22 protein-coding genes are annotated in these 20,830 nt (G+C 68.6%); 9 read left to right on the plus strand and 13 right to left on the minus strand.

Going from position 1 to position 20,830, the window contains the following annotated elements; genetic code table 11:
• Positions 1–10 precede the first annotated feature (10 nt).
• Positions 11–2,599, minus strand: coding sequence for a bifunctional diguanylate cyclase/phosphodiesterase (locus tag AC3A5K_RS12170; RefSeq protein WP_487617806.1), 2,589 nt, complete (start codon positions 2,597–2,599; stop codon positions 11–13).
• A gap of 420 nt (positions 2,600–3,019) precedes the next feature.
• On the opposite strand from AC3A5K_RS12170, the gene AC3A5K_RS12175 reads away from it, so the two are divergent.
• Positions 3,020–3,244: a hypothetical protein gene (locus tag AC3A5K_RS12175; protein WP_487617807.1), complete on the plus strand. Its 225-nt coding sequence runs from the start codon at positions 3,020–3,022 to the stop codon at positions 3,242–3,244.
• A 115-nt stretch (positions 3,245–3,359) separates the two neighbouring features.
• Positions 3,360–3,704: an excalibur calcium-binding domain-containing protein gene (locus tag AC3A5K_RS12180; protein WP_487617808.1), complete on the plus strand. Its 345-nt coding sequence runs from the start codon at positions 3,360–3,362 to the stop codon at positions 3,702–3,704.
• 144 nt (positions 3,705–3,848) lie between these two features.
• On the opposite strand, the gene AC3A5K_RS12185 is transcribed toward AC3A5K_RS12180, so the two are convergent.
• On the minus strand, positions 3,849–4,742 hold the full coding sequence (locus tag AC3A5K_RS12185) for a hypothetical protein (protein WP_487617809.1): 894 nt from the start codon (positions 4,740–4,742) through the stop codon (positions 3,849–3,851).
• Positions 4,743–4,950: 208 nt separating this feature from the next.
• On the opposite strand from AC3A5K_RS12185, the gene AC3A5K_RS12190 reads away from it, so the two are divergent.
• Together AC3A5K_RS12190 and AC3A5K_RS12195 are read left to right on the plus strand one after the other, a co-directional pair.
• The gene (locus AC3A5K_RS12190; protein WP_487617810.1) at positions 4,951–6,099 is read left to right on the plus strand and encodes an extracellular catalytic domain type 1 short-chain-length polyhydroxyalkanoate depolymerase; all 1,149 of its coding nucleotides are present in this window, start codon (positions 4,951–4,953) and stop codon (positions 6,097–6,099) included.
• A 383-nt stretch (positions 6,100–6,482) separates the two neighbouring features.
• On the plus strand, positions 6,483–7,022 hold the full coding sequence (locus tag AC3A5K_RS12195; protein ID WP_487617811.1) for a pyridoxamine 5'-phosphate oxidase family protein: 540 nt from the start codon (positions 6,483–6,485) through the stop codon (positions 7,020–7,022).
• Positions 7,023–7,130: 108 nt separating this feature from the next.
• On the opposite strand, the gene AC3A5K_RS12200 is transcribed toward AC3A5K_RS12195, so the two are convergent.
• On the minus strand, positions 7,131–7,733 hold the full coding sequence (locus tag AC3A5K_RS12200; RefSeq protein WP_487617812.1) for a hypothetical protein: 603 nt from the start codon (positions 7,731–7,733) through the stop codon (positions 7,131–7,133).
• A 145-nt stretch (positions 7,734–7,878) separates the two neighbouring features.
• Here AC3A5K_RS12200 and AC3A5K_RS12205 point away from each other — a divergent pair, with 145 nt between their 5' ends.
• Complete coding sequence (locus AC3A5K_RS12205; RefSeq protein WP_487617813.1) at positions 7,879–8,229, plus strand: hypothetical protein; 351 nt, start codon at positions 7,879–7,881, stop codon at positions 8,227–8,229.
• An 87-nt stretch (positions 8,230–8,316) separates the two neighbouring features.
• On the opposite strand, the gene AC3A5K_RS12210 is transcribed toward AC3A5K_RS12205, so the two are convergent.
• From AC3A5K_RS12210 to AC3A5K_RS12220, 3 genes are all read right to left on the minus strand, one after another.
• Positions 8,317–8,817 carry a hypothetical protein gene (locus AC3A5K_RS12210; RefSeq protein WP_487617814.1) on the minus strand — a complete coding sequence of 167 codons (501 nt, stop codon included), beginning with the start codon at positions 8,815–8,817 and terminating at the stop codon, positions 8,317–8,319.
• 698 nt (positions 8,818–9,515) lie between these two features.
• Complete coding sequence (locus AC3A5K_RS12215; RefSeq protein WP_487617815.1) at positions 9,516–10,256, minus strand: DUF4142 domain-containing protein; 741 nt, start codon at positions 10,254–10,256, stop codon at positions 9,516–9,518.
• Between the two features lie 239 nt (positions 10,257–10,495).
• The gene (locus AC3A5K_RS12220; protein WP_487617816.1) at positions 10,496–10,636 is read right to left on the minus strand and encodes a hypothetical protein; all 141 of its coding nucleotides are present in this window, start codon (positions 10,634–10,636) and stop codon (positions 10,496–10,498) included.
• Here AC3A5K_RS12220 and AC3A5K_RS12225 point away from each other — a divergent pair.
• Positions 10,635–10,772, plus strand: coding sequence for a hypothetical protein (locus AC3A5K_RS12225; protein WP_487617817.1), 138 nt, complete (start codon positions 10,635–10,637; stop codon positions 10,770–10,772). The genes AC3A5K_RS12220 and AC3A5K_RS12225 overlap by 2 nt on opposite strands.
• Before the next feature lie 220 nt (positions 10,773–10,992).
• Here AC3A5K_RS12225 and AC3A5K_RS12230 read toward each other — a convergent pair whose 3' ends face one another.
• The 6 genes from AC3A5K_RS12230 to AC3A5K_RS12255 form a co-directional block, all read right to left on the minus strand.
• A complete protein-coding gene (locus AC3A5K_RS12230; protein WP_487617818.1) occupies positions 10,993–12,066 on the minus strand; it encodes a hypothetical protein in 1,074 nt (357 codons plus the stop codon).
• A 179-nt stretch (positions 12,067–12,245) separates the two neighbouring features.
• The gene (locus tag AC3A5K_RS12235; RefSeq protein WP_487617819.1) at positions 12,246–12,746 is read right to left on the minus strand and encodes a CIA30 family protein; all 501 of its coding nucleotides are present in this window, start codon (positions 12,744–12,746) and stop codon (positions 12,246–12,248) included.
• Positions 12,743–13,723 (minus strand): NAD(P)H-quinone oxidoreductase, encoded by a 981-nt coding sequence (locus tag AC3A5K_RS12240; protein WP_487617820.1) that lies wholly within the window; start codon positions 13,721–13,723, stop codon positions 12,743–12,745. The genes AC3A5K_RS12235 and AC3A5K_RS12240 overlap by 4 nt, the downstream gene beginning before the upstream one ends.
• Positions 13,724–13,830: 107 nt before the next feature.
• On the minus strand, positions 13,831–14,463 hold the full coding sequence (locus AC3A5K_RS12245; RefSeq protein ID WP_487617821.1) for a YiiX/YebB-like N1pC/P60 family cysteine hydrolase: 633 nt from the start codon (positions 14,461–14,463) through the stop codon (positions 13,831–13,833).
• Positions 14,464–14,477: 14 nt separating this feature from the next.
• Complete coding sequence (locus AC3A5K_RS12250; RefSeq protein WP_487617822.1) at positions 14,478–14,879, minus strand: DUF4878 domain-containing protein; 402 nt, start codon at positions 14,877–14,879, stop codon at positions 14,478–14,480.
• 304 nt (positions 14,880–15,183) lie between these two features.
• Positions 15,184–16,302 carry an ATP-binding protein gene (locus tag AC3A5K_RS12255; RefSeq protein WP_487617823.1) on the minus strand — a complete coding sequence of 373 codons (1,119 nt, stop codon included), beginning with the start codon at positions 16,300–16,302 and terminating at the stop codon, positions 15,184–15,186.
• A 416-nt stretch (positions 16,303–16,718) separates the two neighbouring features.
• On the opposite strand from AC3A5K_RS12255, the gene AC3A5K_RS12260 reads away from it, so the two are divergent.
• The 3 genes from AC3A5K_RS12260 (at position 16,719) to AC3A5K_RS12270 (ending at position 19,254) form a co-directional block, all read left to right on the plus strand.
• Complete coding sequence (locus AC3A5K_RS12260; protein WP_487617824.1) at positions 16,719–17,756, plus strand: AraC family transcriptional regulator; 1,038 nt, start codon at positions 16,719–16,721, stop codon at positions 17,754–17,756.
• 69 nt (positions 17,757–17,825) lie between these two features.
• The gene (locus AC3A5K_RS12265; RefSeq protein WP_487617825.1) at positions 17,826–18,737 is read left to right on the plus strand and encodes a type 1 glutamine amidotransferase domain-containing protein; all 912 of its coding nucleotides are present in this window, start codon (positions 17,826–17,828) and stop codon (positions 18,735–18,737) included.
• A 70-nt stretch (positions 18,738–18,807) separates the two neighbouring features.
• Positions 18,808–19,254, plus strand: coding sequence for a nuclear transport factor 2 family protein (locus AC3A5K_RS12270; protein ID WP_487617826.1), 447 nt, complete (start codon positions 18,808–18,810; stop codon positions 19,252–19,254).
• Between the two features lie 361 nt (positions 19,255–19,615).
• Here AC3A5K_RS12270 and AC3A5K_RS12275 read toward each other — a convergent pair whose 3' ends face one another.
• Positions 19,616–20,725, minus strand: a complete 1,110-nt coding sequence (locus AC3A5K_RS12275) for an aldo/keto reductase (RefSeq protein ID WP_487617827.1) — start codon at positions 20,723–20,725, stop codon at positions 19,616–19,618.
• Between the last annotated feature and the right edge of the window lie 105 nt (positions 20,726–20,830).

Here is a 20,830-nt window from a genome sequence, read left to right on the forward strand (position 1 = left end):
GCGAAACCGATCAGCGCTGGAACAGCACCCGCTGCGGCCGGTGCAGACCGAAGCCCTGCCCGTAGTCGACGCCGAGCTCGGCCAGCACATCACGCATGCGCACGTCGTCGACCCATTCGGCGACGACCTTCAGACCGCGCTGATGTCCGATCTGCACGATCGCGCTGACGATGGTGCGGCTCATCGGATCGGTTTCGATTTCGCGGATGAAACTGCCGTCGATCTTGATGATGTCGACCGGCAGATTCTTCAGATAGCCGAACGAGGACATGCCGGCGCCGAAGTCGTCGAGCGCGATGCGGCAGCCGGCCGCGCGCAGACGCTCGATCACGCCGGCCACCTTGAGCAGGCTGCGCACCGCGACGGTCTCGGTAATTTCCAGGCAGAAGCGGTCCGCCGGCACGCCGTGTTCGGCGATGCAGCCGAGGATGAACCCGGCGAGGTCGTCGTCCTCGATGCTGGCGCCCGACAGGTTGATCGCGCAGGTGCGCAGGGCCGCGCCGTCGGGATGCAACGCTGCGAAATTGGCGACCGCGGTGCGGATCACCCAGCGGTCCACCTCGGGCATCAGTCCGTAGCGCTCGGCGGCCGGCAGGAAGGTGCCCGGCATCACTTCATGGCCCGACTCGTCGCGCAACCGCAGCAGCAGTTCGACGTGCGCGCCGCTGCCGGGCGTGTCGATGACCGGCACGATTTCCTGGAAGTCGAGCAGCAGGCGGTCCTGCTCCATCGCACCGCGCAGCCGGTTGGCCCATTCCATCTCGCCGTGCCGGCGCGTGCTGTCGTCGTCCTCGCGGTAGAGATGCACGCGATTGCGGCCGTTTTCCTTGGCCTGGTAGCAGGCGCTGTCGGCCCAGGCCATCACGTCCTTCAGGCTGAGGCCGACGCGGTCGGCCATCACCACGCCGATGCTGGCGCTGACCGAATACGTGCGTCCGTGCCAGACGAAGCGCACCGCATCGATGCAGCGGCGCAGCCGCTCGGCCAGGGCCAGCGCCATTGCCTCGTCGACGTTGAAGGCCAGCAGCCCGAATTCGTCGCCGCCCAGCCGCGCCAGCAGATCGCCTTCGCGCATGTTCATGCGCAGCGCCATCACCAGTTCGACCAGCAGCTGGTCGCCGGCCATGTGTCCGGACAGATCGTTGATGACCTTGAACTGGTCGAGGTCGAAATACAGCAGGGCGAACGGTGCCACGTCGGGACGTGCGGCGCGTTCGGCCAGTACGCGCGACAGCCGCAGCTCGAACTCGCGCCGGTTGCACAGCTCGGTCAGCGCATCGTGCGAGGCCTGGTAGCTCAGCCGTTCGGTCAGCGCGCGCTGCTCGCTGATATCGGTCGCGGTCAGCAGCAGATGCGGCGCGCCGTCGACCACCACCACCGCCAGCGACACCCGCGCCCAGAACATGCCGCCGGTCGCGACGATCGCGACCTCCCGGCCGTCCCAGCCCCCGTCGCGCGCCGCAGCGTGGAGGTCGACACGCACGCTCTCGTCGGCGAACAGCGTCTCCAGCGGACGCCCGACGATCTCACCCAGCCGCTGGCGCGCGGTCTGGTTGGCGTAGGTGACGCGGCCCGCGTGCTCGTCGGCCAGCAGCACCAGGACCGGCAGCAGTTCGTTGAGCGCGCGGAACCGCGCTTCGCTTTCGCTGAAGCGCGCACTCATGCGCTGACCCAGCAACAACGCGCGCCGATGGGTGCTGGCCACCGACCACAACAGCAGGGCCAGCAGCACGCTGATCGCCACGCCGGCGACGACGGTGGTGCGCACGCCGGCGGCATCGGACCGCGCATCGAGCGGCTGGAACCGCAGCTCCCAGCGGCGGCCGCCGAACTCCACCGTGCGGGTGGCGACGCCGGCAGCCCCGTCCGGCCGCGGGCCGGCGACGAAGACGGCGTCCTCGCCAGGCGCCGCATCCAGATCGCGCACTTCGACGTGGAGGAATTCCAGGATCCGGCCCTTGAGCGCGGCGCGCACCATCGGGTCGAGCTGCAGGCTGATCGCGAGGGCACCGATCTCGCGCGCCCGGCGCTCGTCGATGTCGACCGGCACCTGGCCCTGCGCATATACGGGCAGGCGCAGCGTCACGCCCAGTCCGGCGGTGCCCGGCAGATCGAGTTGCGCCAGCCGGAACGGCGCGGACATGACCACGCTGTCGCTGTCGCGTGCACGCTGCAGTGCCTGCAGGTTCGCCGGCTGGGTGCTGACGTCGAAGCCGAGCACGGCCTCGTTGCCTTCCAGCGGCGTCACCAGCTCGTAACGGTAGGAGGACGACGTGCCGGAGGCATTCGGCGTGCTGCGGGCGAACCCGGTCAACCGGTAGCCGGGCACCTCGTCCACCGCGCGCAGGTTCTGCTGGAAGCGCGCGAACGCGTGCTGGTCCATCGCATCGTTGGACAGGAACACCGTCTGCATCGCGCGCAGTGCGATCGCGGCGCCTTCCAGCGGTTCCCGCAGCCGGCCCTGCGCTGCATCGGCAAGCGAGGTGTGCAGGCCGGCGGTGCGCGCATCGGCGATCCGCGACTCGCGCTGCGCCAGCACCGCGGTGACCAGCAGGCCCAGTACCAGCACCAGGGCCGCCCAGCCGATCGGCGGCAGCATCGGCAAACCGCGCCCGGGCGTCCGTCGCCTGGCGCCAGGCGAGGACGGCGGTGAATCCTGGATTGTCTCCACTGAGCGCATACGCATGACGGACCCGGACACGACGACGGTACGACCGATCGACACGCCGACGCCACCTGTTTCCAGACGACGCGCCCCGCGGGATCCCATCGCGAGGCAGGCAACGTGGCCGATCCGGAACTCTATCGGTCGATCGCATCCCGTCTTGAGCGGTGTGGCGAACGACAACCGGTTCACGGAACGCCGCAGCCACCACGCAGCAGCGGGCAATGGCATGACGACCGACCGCGGGACACCGCAACACCTGATCACCGCGCGGATGGCGCCCGCGCCCGGGTCACGCGCGGATCACCGGGCCATGGCCACTCTGGGCGCCCGATCGACCCCACGAGATGCCTCATGAAGATGCTCAGAATCGTTGCTGCCGGTGCACTCAGCTATTTCGCCTACAAGAAGTGGCAGGGTCGCCAGCCTGCCAAGGTCGCCAAGCCCACCGGATCGATCAGCGACGACGGTGGCCGCACGGCGCCGCATGGCGATCCGGTCCTGGTCGGCGAACAGCTCGATGTCGGCCCGACGCCGGGCGCCGGTGCGCACTCCAGCCGCAGCTTCGGCGAGCCCTGATCCGCGCGCGTTACGGCGTAGGACACACGTCTCGCGTGTCACGACGCGCGTTCTTGTCTCCAAGGGATGGCATGCGCCATGCAGGTCGCTGTTCGACTTCCTGCCTGATCAATGCATGCGCACCTCCCGGATCTTTGCCGGACTCCTGCTTCTGATGATCGTCATGCCCGCTGCCGTGCACGCGCACGGTGGTGGGCTGGACCGCAACGGCTGTCATCACGACCGCCGCAACGGCGGCGATCACTGCCACCGCGGCCCGGCCGCGGTGGCACCTGCGCGTGCTGCGGATGCCGCCATGCCGTCCCTGCGTTTCGACGCGGACGCATCGTCGCTGCGCAGTACAGGCGCATACCGGAACTGCACCGAAGCACGCGCCGCCGGCGCCGCCCCGGTGCGTCGCGGCGAGCCGGGCTATGGGCCACACCTCGACCGGGACAACGACGGTATCGGCTGCGAGTAGGGGCGAGGTGTCAGACGCGCACGACGCACGGCACGCCGGCCATGCGCATCATCGGGTTGCGCGCTGGATCATCTCCATCGCCATCGCTTGCAGCGAACCGGTGCGATGCCCGGTCCACCGGCGTCCCGCGCGGACGCGGACGCGTTACGACGCTGGCGACGCCTGGCGCTGATACAACTCCGATTCGTCATCGAAGCGGTAACGCTGCGTATCTGCAGGCCCGAGGGCGCGCGTCGTGCCCGGCGCGGCGATGGTCGTGCCGGTGTAGCTCACCTCGATGTCCGGCAATCGCGCATCGCCCGTGGCAGCCGCGAACGTCAGGGTGCCGACCGCGCGGATGCACGGCATCACCTCGCCCCCGGCGCAGGCCGCCGCGTTGTCCTCGCCACCGTCGACCGAGCCCAGGTAACGCCAGGGCCGGCCCTGCGGCTGCACCACCGACGCGGGATCGAACACGAACATCGCGAAGCGCTGCTGCGCGCTGCCGTTGATGAAGTCGCGCGTCGGGACGGCGATCAGCATCCGCCCGCCTGCGGTGTCGTGACGCGCGACCGCCCGCGTGGTGTCCAGCGCTTCGGGCTGCACGTTGCGTCCGAATTCGCCCACGTAGCCGTCCGTCGACTGCACGCGCCACGCCGCACCGGTCCACTCGAAGGTCGCCTGGCCCAGCGCGACCGTACCGTCATGCTTCATCAGCGAATCGTCAGCGTCCGCCGCATCGAAGCGCCGCGTCGTCGTGACGAACCCGGTGAAGCGGTGCACGCCCGCATCCGTGAACGGATAGCCCAGCCACAGGGTGCCCAGATGCCCGTCGTCGTCGGCCGCCCCGGCGACGGCATCCTCGCCGTGGAGTGCGACGCGCACCTCGGCTTCATCGGGCGGCGGCGGCAATGCGGCTGTCGGGGCGACCACGGCACGTTCCGTGGTCGCGACGCCGCTGTCCGCTTGAGCTGCGGGCGGTGCGGCATCCGGCACGTCGGTACAGGCGACCAGCACGCACAACGCAGCCAGCAGGCCGATCCGGGATCCGTAGGACATCGCGCGTTACTCCGTGTGTGGGGTCGATGGACGCAGGCCGGCTGTCCGGCCGCCGCGCCAGAGTGCCACGGCGCCATCGCGGGTTGCGATGAACGGCTGCAGCTACCTCGATCCGTCGGCAGGGACGCCCCGTCGCCCGCCCCACCCCGCTCACGCGCCATCGCCTAGGCTGATCCGGCGGATTCCCCCCACCCGCATGGTGCTGCACGTGAAATCTTTCCAGAAGCTCGTTCGACGCTTCAGTTCCCCCCTGTCCGCGCATACGAGCGGCGCCGCCACCCAGGTGCAGGCAACGATCCAGCGCGCGCTTGCGGCCTCCGGCATCGGCGCCGACAGCGCGACCGGCAGCGTGCAGCAGACCATCCACGACGCCTTGCGTCAGGCTGGCCTGGTATCGCCCGCGACCGATGAAACGCCAGCCCCGGACGCCGCTGACGTTGTCCGCGCACGCGGCGAGACAGCGCCGCCGGCGGCACGTGGCGCCGGCGACACCACCCGGTTCACCTACACCGGTGCAGCCGGCAGCCGGGCCTACACGCTGTACGTGCCCGAGGGCCTCGATCCGGATGCCGTCGATGGCGCCCCGTTGATGCTGATGCTGCACGGCTGCACGCAATCGCCGGACGACTTCGCGACCGGCACACGCATGAACGCGGTCGCCGCTGCGCACGGCGTGCTGGTGGCCTATCCCGAACAGACGCCACGCGACAACGGGTCGCGATGCTGGAACTGGTTCCGCCGCGAAAACCAGCAACGCGGCGCAGGCGAGCCCGCGATCCTGGCCGGCATCGTCGGCGAGATCGGGACGCGCCACCGCGTGGATCCGCGCCGCGTGTATGTCGCGGGGCTGTCGGCCGGTGCGGCGATGGCGGTGATCCTGGGCCGTACCTATCCCGAGATCTTTGCCGCGGTCGGCGCGCATTCGGGTCTGCCCTTCGGCGCGGCCCACGACGTACCCGGCGCCTTCGCGGCGATGCAGGGACGCGGCACCGCGCGCATGCTTCCGACCGGCACTGCCGACGCTGGCCCTCCAGTGCCGACGATCGTGCTGCACGGTACGGCCGATCGCACCGTACAGGTCGACAACGGCCGGGCGATCGTCGATGACGCGATCGCCGGCGCGGCAGGTGGACCGCCGCTGCAGGCAGATACAGGCAGCACCACGTCGATCAACGGACGCGAGGTCGTCCGGACCGTGTTCCGAGATGCGCAGGACCATGTGCGCGTCGAACACGTGGTGATCGAGGGCGCCGGCCACACCTGGAGCGGCGGCGATCCGGCCGGCAGTCATACGGATCCGAAGGGGCCCGATGCATCGACGCTGATCCTGGCGTTCTGTCTGCAACAGACCCGCTGAGCGCGGTTCGCGACGCTGCCCATGCAGCGCGCGCGCAGATTGCGGTGACCCCTGCGGCGTGTGTGCCCACCTGTCGTAACTGAGGGCCTGAAACGACGCACCGCTCACATTCGGGTCACACCCGGATCACCGCTGCGCGCCCACGCTGCCCGTCCCTCCACGGCTCCGGCTTCACCGCGACGTCTGCAGCGCAATCCGATGTGGCACCTGGCCTCCGGCCGTCTGGCCCGGATGTCCATGCGTCGACGCTTGACCACCGTCGCTGGATCCGTTTTCGAATCGACACCGTATTTCCGGACAGCGCCGCATTGCCCATCCGCGACGCCATCCGCCCACAGGCTCACGCATCGACGCCCCGCGTCCTGCCACCACCGGAGACACCCATGGATTCCATCAATCGCAACCAGCCCGAAGACACCCGGAAGAACCTCACCGCCGGAGATGCCGTCGCACGCATCCAGGACATGTCCGACGATGCCGACTCGTGTTTCTTCTGCACCACGCCACTGCATCACAGCGAGACCGGCGGCACGCGCCCGATGTCGATCAAAAAAGCGGACGCGGCCGGTGCGCTGTGGTTTCTGAGTTCGTCCGACAGCCACAAGAATGCCGAGATCGAAGCCGATCCGAACGTCCGGCTGTTCCTGCAGTCGGCGAAGCACTCCGGCTTTCTCGTCCTGGAAGGCCACGCCACGATCAGCCGCGACCGCGACCAGATCGATGACCTGTGGAACCCGGTGCTCAAGACCTGGTTCACCGAAGGCAAGGACGATCCGCGCATCACGGTGATCCGCGTCGCGCCCACCACGGGCTACTACTGGGACAACAAGCACGGCGAGTTCGTCGCGGCGACGAAGATGATGATCGGCGCGGCAATCGGCAAGACGCTCGACGACTCGGTCGAAGGCACGCTGACGCCCTGATGCCTGTGCGGCGGGCGGTGTCCACCGCCCGTTGCACCCAGCGCACACGATGACGGCGCCGCTAGCCTGCGGCGCCGTCATGCGTTGCGGCGAATCAGATCGGCGGACTTACGGTCCGCACTGCCACAGGCCTTCGATGGTGCGGCTTGCACCATCGGCGCGCTGGTAGGTCAGCGTCGCCGGACGCGCCGGCGACTCGCCGCCGCCGGTGGCTGGCCCGGTCGCTTCGATGCGGATCGTCTTGCCCTGCCCGGTGAACACCGGATTCTCGGCCATGCCGTCGAACCCGCCTGGCGCGCGCACGGGCTCCACGTAACCGGCCACCTTGACCACGCCCTGCGCGGGCTCGTCCGAAGCCACCACGCCCATGGCATGGAGCAGCGGCTGCGTCTGCCCGTCTTCCGAGAAACTGCAGGCCAGCTCGCCCTGCAGGCCGGCGCCGGACACGTCGTCGCCGGTCAAGGTATCGAGCTGGATCTCCGACCCGTCGCCACCCACGGTGCCGGACGCCGCCACCGGCGATGGCGGCGCCATGTCCGGCGTCACTTCGTCGGCTGCAACGGGCGTCGGCGCCAGCGCAGGGACGTCGGGTTCGGTCTGTGGATCCGGCGTGGCGGGTGCGCATGCAGCGAGCAGCGCGGTCGAGACCAGTCCGAGCGCGATCGCGCCCACGAGTGACTTCGGCTGACGTACGGATTTCCGGTGGGGCATGTGGACCTCATGATGGCGACCGCCGGCAACAATGGCGGATCAGGAACACCGATCCTCGCGGCGCGGGCCTTTGCATGTCGTGAAGCGTCGTGTATCGCGCGGTGCACACACGGCGACGCGATGACGCCCGCCCTAGACTCGCGCCATGCCGACCGACGCCACGTCCGCGCCACCACCGGTCACACCCGACGGCCGTTATCTCGTCGTACGCGGTCGCTTGTGGCGCGCGAGCAATCCCGCACTGTCCGACGCCGAGCGCGCGACGCAGGTGTCCGCCCTGATGGACGCGCGACGCGCGGTGAAGTCCGCCGGACAGCAGGATGACGCCGCGGCCCTGTCCGCTGCGCGCCGCGACGTCGACGCCGCCAAGCACGCGCTCGGCGAGCGTGGACCGGTGTGGTGGACCGACGGCGCACCCGATTTCAACCGCTATCTGGTGAAGAACACGCCGTATGCGGCGTGGTACCAGGCGCTGGCTGCATCCGACGATGACTGAAAGTCGCTGATCGCGCACATGTGCACGCGTGCGGCAAGCGGTATCGGACACGCGGCGGGCCCTGCCGGTCCAACTGCACGTCCGCTCCTATTGCACGTACACCCAGGTCTGCGCTTCGCCGCCGTGATCGCGGATGCGCCAGAACGCACGCGACAGCTCCCCTTTCGAACGCGATCTCGAGATCAACTGGCCGGCGATGCTCGCGGTCGTGGTCGCCTCGACCGACGCGCGTCGCCCACCGGGCGCCACATCGATCCGGGTGATGTCGACGACGAAGTCGACCTCCAGCAGGCCCCTTGTGCGGCGCGAGATGGTTTCGAGAGTCGCGGTGGAGTCACGCAGGTCTTCGCAGGTGTCGTCACGCAGCGAGTCGCGCCGGACCTGCGTGCCGCCGACGTGCTCCGTGGACCGCAACCTGAAGTCCTTCGCCATCGAATCGCACATCGTCTGGCTGTCGAATCGCCGGAGCGCTTCCATCTGCGCGCGATGGTGCGCACGGACGTCCGACTCGGAAATACGGCAGCCGTGCTCGTACACGATCACCGCCCCCACCAACAGCACGATGCCCAGCAACAAGGTCTTGATCATGTTCGATTCCCTTCGAAGATCCGATCGTCGCGTCCATGGGACGTCGTCCCGGCCTCGACGCTTCCCCACGTCGGGCCCGATCCGGATCGTAGACGGTGCAAGCCGCTGCTGTCATCGCCTGACCCGCCTTCGCGTCCGCTGTTGCGTCTCCCCATCCACGGTCACTGGCGGCTGCAGCACTGTGGTCTCGCGCTCTCGCACGCGACCGGCCATCTGCAACGCCTGTCCCGTGGACGCCGGAACCGCATCTGGAGGCTGCTGCCGTGCGCCGGCATCGGGTGTGGCGCCTGAAGACACCTGCCCCACGCGACGAAAACAGGATCGGCTACGCGATTTCGCCTTGAACGGCTCGCGTCGGCGGTGACCATCGCAGCAAAGAAAATGGCCGCATTCGCTGAAAAGACACGCGACGTTGTATCCGGGCATCCGCAGCGTGCGCCGTCAGACACTGGCTGCCACGCAGCGCGCACGCAGCCCCTCAAATCTCGTGGCACTGCGTCAACGCATGCGTGCAACGCCAGAGAGACACCGCGGTTCCCTACGCACGCCGTCCGTGTTTCCTGCCGGGATGGACCGCGCATTCGACCGCAGCCGGTGGCATCGGGCGAACGCCGTCGATCGGAATCGACGCGCGCGTATCCGGTCGACATCGCCGGATCCAGAGCCGTCACGTGGACGGCTCTGCCCTGATCGCCGGATCAGCGGTTGGCGGGCTGCAACGCGCGTGCGGCGTCGAGATGACGGGCGATGGCGGTTCGCGTGTCGCGCAGGTGGGTGAGCACGAGGGGATCGCTGGCACCGGGAATCAGCTCGTTGTCGAGCTTCGCCAGTGCTTCCTCGTGGCCGGTCACCATCGCGGTGACCCATGCAGTGGCGAAGGCGGCACCGGTCAACGACGACAGGCGCGTGCGCTCGGCCTCATGCTTGTCCTGCATCGCGGCGAGTCCGGCATCGACCGGCATCTCCGCGCTTGTGCCCGCTCCGGTCGCGGCGGGCGCTGCAGCGGCGTCCTGCGTCGCCGGCGCGGCCATCCCGCCGCCGGTGCTGTCGATCAGGCGACGCGTCGCCGCGAGGTTGCGGGTGTGATCGTCGCGCAGCGACTCCGCATAGCGGCGCACGTTGCCCTCGACGTTCTTGGACAGGGCGTCCTGTGCGGCGGCGATTTCGTGGCGATCGACTTCCTCGACCGCCATCAGCGCCTTGCGGTCGCCTTCGCTCGCAGCCTGGCCGGCAGCGGCCGATGCAGCGTTGTCGGTGCCTGCAGCCATCGTGGCGGGCCCGGAGGCTGCGGGATCGACGGGCGGCGCGGGCGGATTCATCGCGGCCGAGGACGCACCGGCTGCATCGGTCGACGCACGATCGTTCCCGGCCTCATCGTTGGCGCAGGCGGACAGAACGAGTGCAAGCGCGGCGGCAAGCAGACTGATCGCAGGTTTCATGGCTGTGTACTCGGCAAAGGAAGCGTGAGCCTGGCCCGGTTGCCGGATGGACACAGTGAGTGCCGCGCGCCGTCTTGAACGGAACCCGGCAACACATGCCACCCGGCCAATCGACACGATGCATCAGAGCTGCAACAGAGGCCTCGTGTGCACGCGCACATGCAAGTGCTGCGCGCCAAACGCGATGACGTCATCCGGACCGGACGCGCGCCGGCGCGTCCGATCCATCCGCCCCAAATTCATTCCTCTTCGTTCTGATCCTGACCCGGGCTGCTGCCGCGGTTCGGGTCACCCCGGCCCGGCGCCTGCTCGCCCGGATCGGTCTGGGGATCGTGGCCCGATTGGCCACCGGGGTTCTGGTTCGACTGGTTGTGTGTCATGCGCGGACTCTCCATCGGCGGACATTCGCCGGTGATGCACGCTGCGCGCCGCTTGGTGAAGCGCGCGCCATCGACGGGCATTCATCTCCGGCGCATCCGTGAAAAGCTGACGGCGGACAAAATCATCCCGCGCTGATGCAGGCGCACCCTGTTACGGCGCGGGTGCTGCGTGCAATGGGTGACGCCGTGGACACCGGCACGCATGGAATCCAGCGACTAAGACGTTCAACGCCGAGGACGCCGCATGGCGAATGATCTGCGTTGCGGAGCAGGCGCGATCGCGCAGCCCCTGCCGTCCGATGGCTGCGTGGCCGAATCCGGATCGCAGCCGCGTCATCCGGCACCGCACAGTCCCGCTATCGCATCCCGCAGGTCAGACCTACGCAGTGCCCCGTATCGAGGAACTGGATCGCCGAATGGCCGGGATCACCGGTCGGCGGCGGTGCGCCGCGGGCGACGAAGAACGTGGCCGAATGCGCGCCATGCAGACCCGCCGGAATCTGGAAGGCCTGCAGCACCGTGTAGCTTCGATACGGCACGCCTGGCGTACGCGATGCGCTGCCGCCCACCACCGGCGGCACATCACGCGTCCCCGCCTGCTGCTGCGCGCGTTCCCAGGCCTGCACATCGGCCGGCGTCGTCGCCCGCAGGATGCCGGCGCGCAACGCCGCATCGATGCCCGCCTGCCCGGCGAGGGGCGCGTCCTTCAACTGAAAGTGCTCCACCGGAGCGGCCGCGGCATCGGTGACCAGGTCGGCGCCAGCGGGCAGGTCGCCCACGGTGACGCGTCCGTTGCGCGCCGCGTAGGCCACATCGACCGGACGTCCGAACAGCTGGCGCGCGATCGGGTTGAGCTTCGCCGATCCATCGTCGCCCACATAGGCATAGCCGCAGGCGCCGCGGTTGTCGTAAGTGCTCACCAGGACCGGCACATCCGCCGGCAGGCCGGTCACCTGCTGGCGGTGGTAGCCGGTCACCACCACGGCCGCGATCCGCGTGCGTTCTGTCCAGCCCACCGTCCAGACCGTGGGTTCGTAGGCGCCCAGCAGCAGCACGACCGGCGCATCGGCCTCATGGACGGCGACCTGCATCGTGGTCGCCGAATGACCACTCTGGTCGATCTGGAAGCCCGCGGCCGCGCCGGCATAACCGCCCGCGGCATAGACGCGGGCATCGGCCGGCATCACGAAGCCATCGAGTCGACAGACATCCGGGGACGACACCTCCCCGCTGGCCGGCTCGAACTCGAAGGGTTTCGTCGCGGCACGCTGGTCTGGTGTCGTGACTTCGCTGGCCGGGGGCGCGGCTTCATCGGCCACTGCATCGGGTGCAGCCTCCGCCTGTATTGCTACGTCATCAGCATCGGTCGCGGCACCGGGGGATGCGATGTCCGAGCATCCGGTCACGGCGATGACGCCTGCAAGCGTCATCGACATCATTCCTTTGCGAAACCACCTGCGTGCCATGTCGTGATCCATCACCGGAAAGACGGCAATGTAGCGTGCAGCGGGGCTGTCGTGGCAGCGTCCGCGGGCGGCGCGCGACGCCCGGCGGAGTCACCTCGGGATGCAGTGCTTGGACGTCAGATTGCGGCGGCCCTGCGCCCTGGTCATTCCCCGTGCACGGGTGCGAGCCAGGCGACCTCCAGGCTGAAGCCGCCTGCGCGCCCGTCGCCGATCAGCAGGCCGATTTCTTCGACCTTCGACAGGTCCAGCGCTGGACCTTCGAGCACTGTGCCACGGTACGTGGGCTGCATGTCGGCGAACGCAACGGTGACCTCATGCCATTCGCCCGCGCGCGTCGCGAAGTCGCCGCGCCAGGACACGTGCGAGCCACGGTGGCGTGCATCGGTTGCGATGCGCAGCTGATACGCGCGGCCATTGCCGAGGACGCGCAGACGCAGGCCGATCGCGTCCGCAAGAGCGAAGGCGCCCCGTGCGCGGATGGACGCGAAGCCGCCCTTGTCTTCCAGCGATGTCGTGCCCGAAAACCGCAGCACGCCATCGCGCACGGCGACGCGGCTGCGCGAATGCCCGCCCATCACATCGTCGTCAAGCGTGATCCAGTGCGCCTCGACGTCACCCACCGGAAACACGGGCGATGCGCTCACGGGAACTCCAGCACCACCTTGCCGAAGTGCTCGCCGCTTTCGAGATACGCATGGGCGGCGGCGGCTTCGGCCAGCGGGAAGGTGCGGTCGATGATCGCGTTGACCCGGCCCTCGGCGATCCACGGCCAGACCACACGTTCGACGGCCACGGCCAGGCGCGCCTTCTCGTCGGCACTGCGCGGGCGCAAGGTGGACCCGGTGAGCACCGCCTGCTTCTGCATCAATTTCATCACCGGCACCTGCAGCACCGGGCCACCGAGCGTCGCGATGTAGACGATGCGGCCCTTCGGATTCAGCGCGTCCAGCGTGGCATCGAACGTCGGCGCGCCGACCATGTCCAGCGCCACGTCGATGCCACCGTGTTCCTTCGCGATCGCACCGAAGTCCAGTGTCGATGTATCCACCGACACATCCGCGCCCAGCGCGCGCGTGCGCGCCGCCTTGTCGGCGCCGCGGCTGCTGGCCAGCACATGCGCGCCGGCCGCCTTCGCCATCTGGATCGCGGCCACGCCGATGCCCGAGGTCGCACCATGCACCAGCAGCCATTCGCCCGACTGCAACGCGCCGTGTTCGAACACATTGGCGTACACGGTGAACACCGTTTCGGGCAGCGCCGCCGCATGCGCCCAGTCGAGGCCTTCCGGAATCGGCAGCACATGGCGTGCATCGGCGACGGCGTACTCGGCATAACCGCCACCGCCCAGCAGCGCACAGACGCGATCGCCGGTCTTCCAGCGGCCAGCGCCGTGCACGATCTCGCCTGCGACTTCCAGACCAAGCGTTTCAGATGCACCGGGCGGCGGCGGGTACTTGCCGCCGCGCTGGGCGATGTCCGGCCGGTTTACGCCGGCGGCGCGTACCCGGATCAACACCTCACCATCCCTGGGCTCGGGCCGCGGCAGCCGCACCGCGTGCAAGGCATCGGCATCGCCCGTGCCACCCCGGATGGCGATGGCGGTCATGGTCGACTCTGGCATGGCAACAGTCCTGCGGTCGCGAGCGTGGCTCGCAGAGCGGTGGACCATAACGGCACGCACGTTGTGATCGGGTCAGGCCTTCACCCTGCCCGCATGGATCTGGCCGCTCAGCGGCGCTCCAATCTGCGCGCGCCCTGCACTGCCGTCGCAGCAACCGGCGCATCTGCTGCATCAGCGGCGTGCCGAGGCAGGGGCCGCAGACGGGACGACAGGCGCAGCTGGCTGGGCAACAGGTAGTCGCCCTGCATCAGCGGCAGGGCAACGCGGGAAAAGCGGACGTCCAGGTCGACGCCGCCACGGCGCCAGGCGTCCCAGACCAGCAGCGTGCAGTACGTGCCGCTGGCATCGCCGACGCGGAACGGCATGCCGCGGACATCCAGCGCATGGCGCACGGCGGCATCGCGTTGCCGGGGCGTGGCGTGCACCGCATAGAACGCATGGTCCGTGCTGCGGGTGGCGTCCAGAAAGAACGCCATCGAATCGAGCGTCACCCCGTCGGGCTGCCCTGGCACTTCCGAAGGCGTGGCATGGAGCACCTTCCAGTCGCCCGGCCGGCCCACCACCATTCCGACATGACTGAAGCGGCCGCGGTCGACGGCCAGCACCAGCGCGCTGACCGACTCGGTGCCACGCCGGAAGACCAGATCCCCGGCCTGCAGCGTGCCTCTCGACGATTCACCGTCGGCTGCCGCGGACACTGCCGCAACGGCGGCCAGCGCGAGTCCGCAGAACCATCGCACGCGGGTTCGAACGCTCAGCGCAGGACGATCTTCCACTTGCCGTCATCGCGGCTCATCCGGTGCGATTCCGTGGTGTCCTTGCCATTGCCGAAGACGAGACGGACCCTGACGCGTGCGGTCTCCCCGCCTTCATCGACGTTCGATTCCAGAACCTCGACCTTGTCCAGACCATCGTTGGCGTCAATGCGGGACTTCATCTCGCCCACCACCATCTGCACCTTGCCCTTGGCCTGCACCATGCTGTCGGCAGACACGTCCGCGAACGAGAAGTGCTCGATCGCCTTGTCGATCTGGCCCTTTTCCACGGCCCGGTAGAACTCCTGCACGGCGGCTTCCGGCTTGCTCGACGAACAGGCGGCCAGCGTCAGCACCGTCAACAGAAGGGACATCAGCACGAAGGGACGAAACGTGCGCATCGGAGCTTTCCTTGCAGATTATGTATGGGAGATTCTACGACGGTCTGTGCGCTTCGCAGCTCAACATGTGCATTGCCCATCGGCTGGTCGATGGCGTGCGTCGATAGAAGCCCTGCGCGCGCGGATGGCCCTCGACCCTGGCCACGATTCGCGGCCAGCCATCAAGGCGATGCGTGGTGCACGGATATCCGCTGCTCACGCCGCATGCCAACGCACACGCCACGCAGACCTGTGACTTTGCGTCCGGACCGAACCCAGGCTGCGGTGCGCGCAAACAGACCCAGCGCGCAGTCGCTCCCGACCCTCAGGCCAGCGTGCGCGGCAGCGCGATGGCGAATGTCGTCATGCCGTCGGCCGATGCGGCAGTCGCGCTGCCGCCGTGGGCGCTGGCGATCTCGCGCACGATGAACAGTCCGAGTCCGAGGCTGACGTGTTCGCCCGTCGATGCGGTCTTGGCGCCGCGGCGCAGGGGGTCGAACATCGCGTGCAGCGCGTCGTCCGACAGCGGTGCGCCGGCATTGGCGACCGTGATCAGCACGCGGTCTGCCTCGCCGGACACGCCCACACGCAGAGCCGTGCCGGGCTCGCCGTACTTCGCGGCGTTGGTCACGAGGTTGTGCAGCGCCTCGCGGAGACGCGATGCATCGAAGTGGCCGTGTGTCGAGCCGTCGACATCGAAACGGATCGAGGCCTGCGGCAGGGCCGCGCGCAGCAGTTCCACTTCCGCGCCGAGCACCTGGCCGAGATCGCAGGCTTCGCGATGGATGACCATGCCGGCGCCCAGCTTGCTCTTGCTGTACTCGAGCAGGTCGTTCAGCAGTTCGGTCATGCGCGCACCGCCACTGATGATGCGTTCGGCATAGCGCGCATACGGCGTGCCGCGTGTCTTCTCGGACAGCGTGTCGGCCGTCAGCACGATCGCGGTCAGCGGACCGCGCAGATCGTGGCCGAGCGCGCCGAGGAAGATCTGGCGCCAGGATTCGACCTCGGCGGAGTATTCGGCCAGCGACTCGGCCACCGCCTGATCGATGGCTTCGTTGAAGCGGATCACGTCCTCGACAGCCTTGGCCGAAAACGTCTCGTGCTCGGCCCACAGGCGGAGCACTGCGGCACGCAAGGCGCGGTACTCGGCGACCATCTGGTTCAGACCGAATCCGGCGACGGCACGCGTCCTGCCGTGATAGCTCGCGGCCGACTCGGGGCCGGTGTCTTCGGGGGCGCGCCCTTCGGATTTGGCGTGCTGTTCCGCGGCGCTCTGTGCGCTGCGAAGGTCGCGCACGACGGCTTTCAGGATCTGCGGCAGATGATTGCGCAACGCCTTGACGCTCAGCTCGACGCCGGCAGGCGCCTGGGTTTCGGCGAATGCTTCGGCCCCTGCCAGAATCTTCGCGTCGTGCTGTTCGATGAAATCGGCCAGGCGCATGTCATCGCTCCGCACTGCGTGGAGTGGCGATCATACAGTGCAGGTGGAGGCCGACCTTCCGCGCCAAACGCAGCGCACGGCGTCGCGGTGAGCGGCTCGCGCTCCATGCTCGCGTCGTGGTGCGAACACAGCACGCTGCGCGCTGCATGCCAACCGGGCTAAGGACACGTCACCTGTCATCGGCACGACGCGCACGATGGCCCGGTCGCACGGGCGCCCTCCCGCCGAGCGGTGCGCCGCCTCTGCCCAACCGCAACTCCATTTACGCGCAGTACTATCGGGCGCCTTCGACGCGACCACCGGGGCGACGCCCAGGTTCGAAGTCGCGTCAGAATGCGCGCCTCCCCATTCGTGGCAGCTCGCCCGCGATCTTGGGAACACCGACCGACGACCGCCATCCCTCGAATGCCTCGACCATGCTGAGCCAACACTTCCTGTTCTTCTTCGCCATGCTCGGCGCCTTCAACGGGATCGGCGTGGCGTCGTTCCTGTGGTGGCGGGCGAAGGGGCAGCCCACGCAGCGCTGGCTGGCGCTGCTGATCCTGATGGTCGGCGTGCGCACCGGAAAGTCGGTGGCCTTCCATTTCTGGCCGGACATTCCGCTGGTCGTGCTGCAGCTCGGCCTGACCGCCTGCTTCATGATCGGGCCCTGTCTGTTCTTTCTGGTGCGCTCGAGCCAGGCCGATGCGCCCGGCCCCGGCACGGCGGACCGCTGGCACACCGGCGCGCTGCTGGTCGTCGCCGCGGCCGTCAATCTGCTGTTTCCCTATGTCGACCATGTCGCGCTGTGGCGCGGCGTGATCACGCCGGGCATCAACTACGCGTGGCTGGGCTATCTGCTGCTGGCGACCGCCCAGCTGTACCGCCATCGCGCGCGGCTTCGTGGCACGCCATCGGGCACGTTGCTGCTGGGCGCTCTGGCCGGAATCTGGATCATCTGGACCGCTTACTACACGGCCGGCTACACCTCCTACATCGTCGGTGCGCTGTCCTTCACCTTCGTGCTCGCGGCCAGCGTGCTGGTCTACCTGCGCCTGCGCGCGGGCCAGGCGCCGATCGAGCCCTACCAGGACCGCCAGATTCCAGAGTCCGAGGCCGCCGCACATCTCCAAGCGCTGGCCGACCTGATGGCGCGCGAGCGTCTGCATCTGGATCCGGCGCTCACGCTGCCCCGTCTCGCACGTCGACTCGGCGTGCCCGCCACCCGGCTGTCGCAGCTGTTGAACCATCACAACCAGACCTCGTTCAAGCAGTACCTCGCGCAGCTGCGCGTGATCGAGGCCAGGACGCTGCTGCGACAGACCCCCGCGAAGCCGCTGGAAGTCGTCGCAGAAGAAGCCGGCTTCCAGTCGATGTCGACCTTCTACAGCGCCTTCAAGAAGCACGAAGGCGCCACGCCGGCGGCGTTCCGCGCCGCACGCGCCGACTCCCAGAATCGATTCCAGGACTCCTGAAAGACGTTGCAATGCATTGATCCGAAAGGGATCACCTAGGGTACCGGCTCCTTCCTTCGAGCCAGCGCCATGCACGCAGTCCGCCTCCTCCTGTCGCTCCTGCTTCTGGTGTTGTCACCGTGGCTGTGCGGCATTTCCAGCGCCTATCCGATCGACGCGAGCGCCGGGCCAGCCGCCGTCGACCGCCTGCTGACGGCCGCGCCCACGGCGTGGGCCAGCACCGTCACCACCGCCGCCAGCGCGCGCAACCGGACACCTGCGCCGGCGGGTCCTGAGCGCATCCTCTTCATCCTCGCCAGCAGCCAGGTGCACGGCAGCTCGGCCATCCCGGCCAGCATCAGCTTCGGCGAGGTGGTGCACGCCTGGGATACGTTCCACGCCGCGGGCTATGCGGTGGACTTCGTGACGCCCGACGGCGGCGACGTGCCGATCCTGCCCCCGTATATCGATGACGAGGTGGCGCCCCGCCTCGAAGACGCACGCATCATGGCCGGGCTGCGCAACACCGCGACGCCCGCGCAGATCGATCCCGACCGCTACCGCGCCGTCTATTACGTCGGCGGCAGCAACGCCATGTACGGCGTACCGGAAGATGCGGCGCTGCAGCGCATCGCCCTGCATGTGTACGAGCGCAACGGCGGCGTGATCTCGGCCGTGTGCCACGGCACGGCGGGCATCGTGCACCTCCGGCTCGCCGATGGCCGCTATCTGGTGTCGGGCAAGCGCATCAGCGGCTATCCCGAAGACCACGAAGACCAGGACGCCGCGTACTTCCGGGAATTCCCGTTCCTGATCCGGCAGACGGTCGAAGCCCGCGGCGGCGACTTCCGCATGGTCGACAGCAGAGCCCCGTACATCGAAGTCGATGGCCGCGTCGTCACCGGCCAGAACTACGCCTCCGCAGCGCCCGTGGCCGAGGCCGTCGTCGACGTGCTGCGCAGGCTTGCCGCATCGCCCGGCGTCAACGACGCGCAAGGCTGATTCCTCCGGCGCCATCGCCAGGCGCCGTCGCTGTTGCACACCTCCAAACCACCACCACAAGGATCGACCCATGCACACCTCACACCGCACCACGGCCTTCGCGGCCGCCCTCTTCCTCCTGCTGCCCGCCTCCGCCATGGCCCAGACCAGCGACCGCGACGCCGTGGACCGCGTCATGCAGACCTTCATGCGCGCCTACAACACGGCCGACAACGCATTGGCGAAACAGGTGTTCCGCACCGATGGCGTGATGATCGGCACCTCGGAGAATCGCGGTCCCGCGCTGCTGCAGCGCACCGGCGCGCAGTTCGCGGAAGGCTTCAACGGCGCACCCGCGGCGAACGAAGACCAGCGCAAGCGCAGCTACGAAATCGTCGACGTGGCCCGTGACCTCGCGGCTGTGCGCGTGGATCTGGATTACCCCGGCTGGCGCGGCGTGGACTATGTCGTCCTGATCAAGATCGAAGGCCAGTGGATGATTGCCAGCAAGACGTGGACGGGCTTTCTGACGGACTGAAGACGCCGCCCACCGCGTCACGTACCCGGCAACGCGCCGGCCACCGGGTGGCTGGCGCGTTCCGTGTGCGTCGAGATGCGCCGATGCGTTCGAACCGCGAACACGACGTTCGCCCGGCGCGCACGACGATGCGGCCGATGTCGCCAGGCGCGGTCGCGACGTCGCGACGCGCCTCTGTCATCCGCAGTGCGCTGCACGACACCTGCATGCGCACAGGCGAACAGCGGCGCGCATGACGCACGCCGCGCACCCGATCACTTCAGTCCGCCGTATGCAAAAAGCGTGATTCCAGCGAACCGTTCGCAACGGACGATTCGATGCGACATTCGCGCACATCACACCGCGCAGGCGCGCCGCGTTCTCAACCCGCCGGCCAAGCCGCCACTTCGTCGACACCGAAACGCATGCGTGCCGGCAGCTCGAAGATGTAATACGGATTGACCATCGGCGGCCGGCTGACCGCATCCAGACGCGCCTGCTGCGCATCGGTCAGCACCATGTCCAGCGCGGCGATGTTCTGGTGCAGCTGCTCGACGCGGCTGGCGCCGATCAGGACCGACGACACGCCCGCGCGACCCGCGACCCAGGCCAGCGCGACCTCCGCCATCGAACGCTCCACTTCCGCCGACACCTCGCGCAACGCATCGACGATGTCGAAGTTGTGTTCGGTGAACAGCATGCCGCCGAAGGGATTGTCGCCATTGAGCCGGCCATCGCTCTGCGTATCGCCCTGCGTCGGCTCGCCCGCGTGTTCGGGCAGCTCCGTCCCACGCGCGGCCTGGGCCAGCATCTCGCGCCCGTACTTGCCGGTCAGCATGCCGGCGCCCAGCGGACTCCATGGCACCAGGCCCAGACCGAGTGCGTTGCCGGCCGGCAGGATGTCGAACTCGACGCCGCGATCGAGCAGCGAATACTGGTACTGCAGGCCGATCGGCGCAGGCAGGCCATGCGCCTGCGCCAGCGTGGCCACGCGCGACACGTACCAGCCCGGCGCGTTCGAAAATCCGTAGTGCAGGATCCGGCCGGCGCGCACCGCATCGGTCAGCGTCTGCAGAACCTCCTCGGGCGGCGTCACCCGGTCCCAGACGTGCGTCCAGTACAGATCGATGTAGTCGGTGCGCAGGCGCCTGAGCGATGCGTCCAGTGCGGCGCGGATGTTCTTCGCACCGTTGCCGCCCGCGGTCGGTGTGCCCGGCGTGCGCGGAAAGCCGGATTTGGTCGCCACGACCAGCGTGTCGCGCTGGCCACCCGCGGCCAGGAAGCCGCCGAGCATCTCCTCGCCGCGGCCGGCGGCGTAGATGTCGGCGGTGTCGATGAAGTTGCCGCCTGCGTCGACATAGGCATCGAACACCGCACGCGAGGCGGCCTCTCCGGTGCCCCAGCGTTCGGTGCCGAAGGTCATCGTGCCCAATGCCAACGGACTCACCAGCAGGCCGGAGCGACCGAGGCTGCGATAATGCGTCAGATTCATGAAAACTCCCATCCGTCGCCTGGGGGTTGGCGACCTGCCTACAGGCTACGTCCGATCGCTGCGCGCGATTAGCCGTTGCCGATCACATGGGCTTGTGAGCACACT

It is taken from the genome of Luteimonas sp. Soil_C_5 (assembly GCF_057656615.1).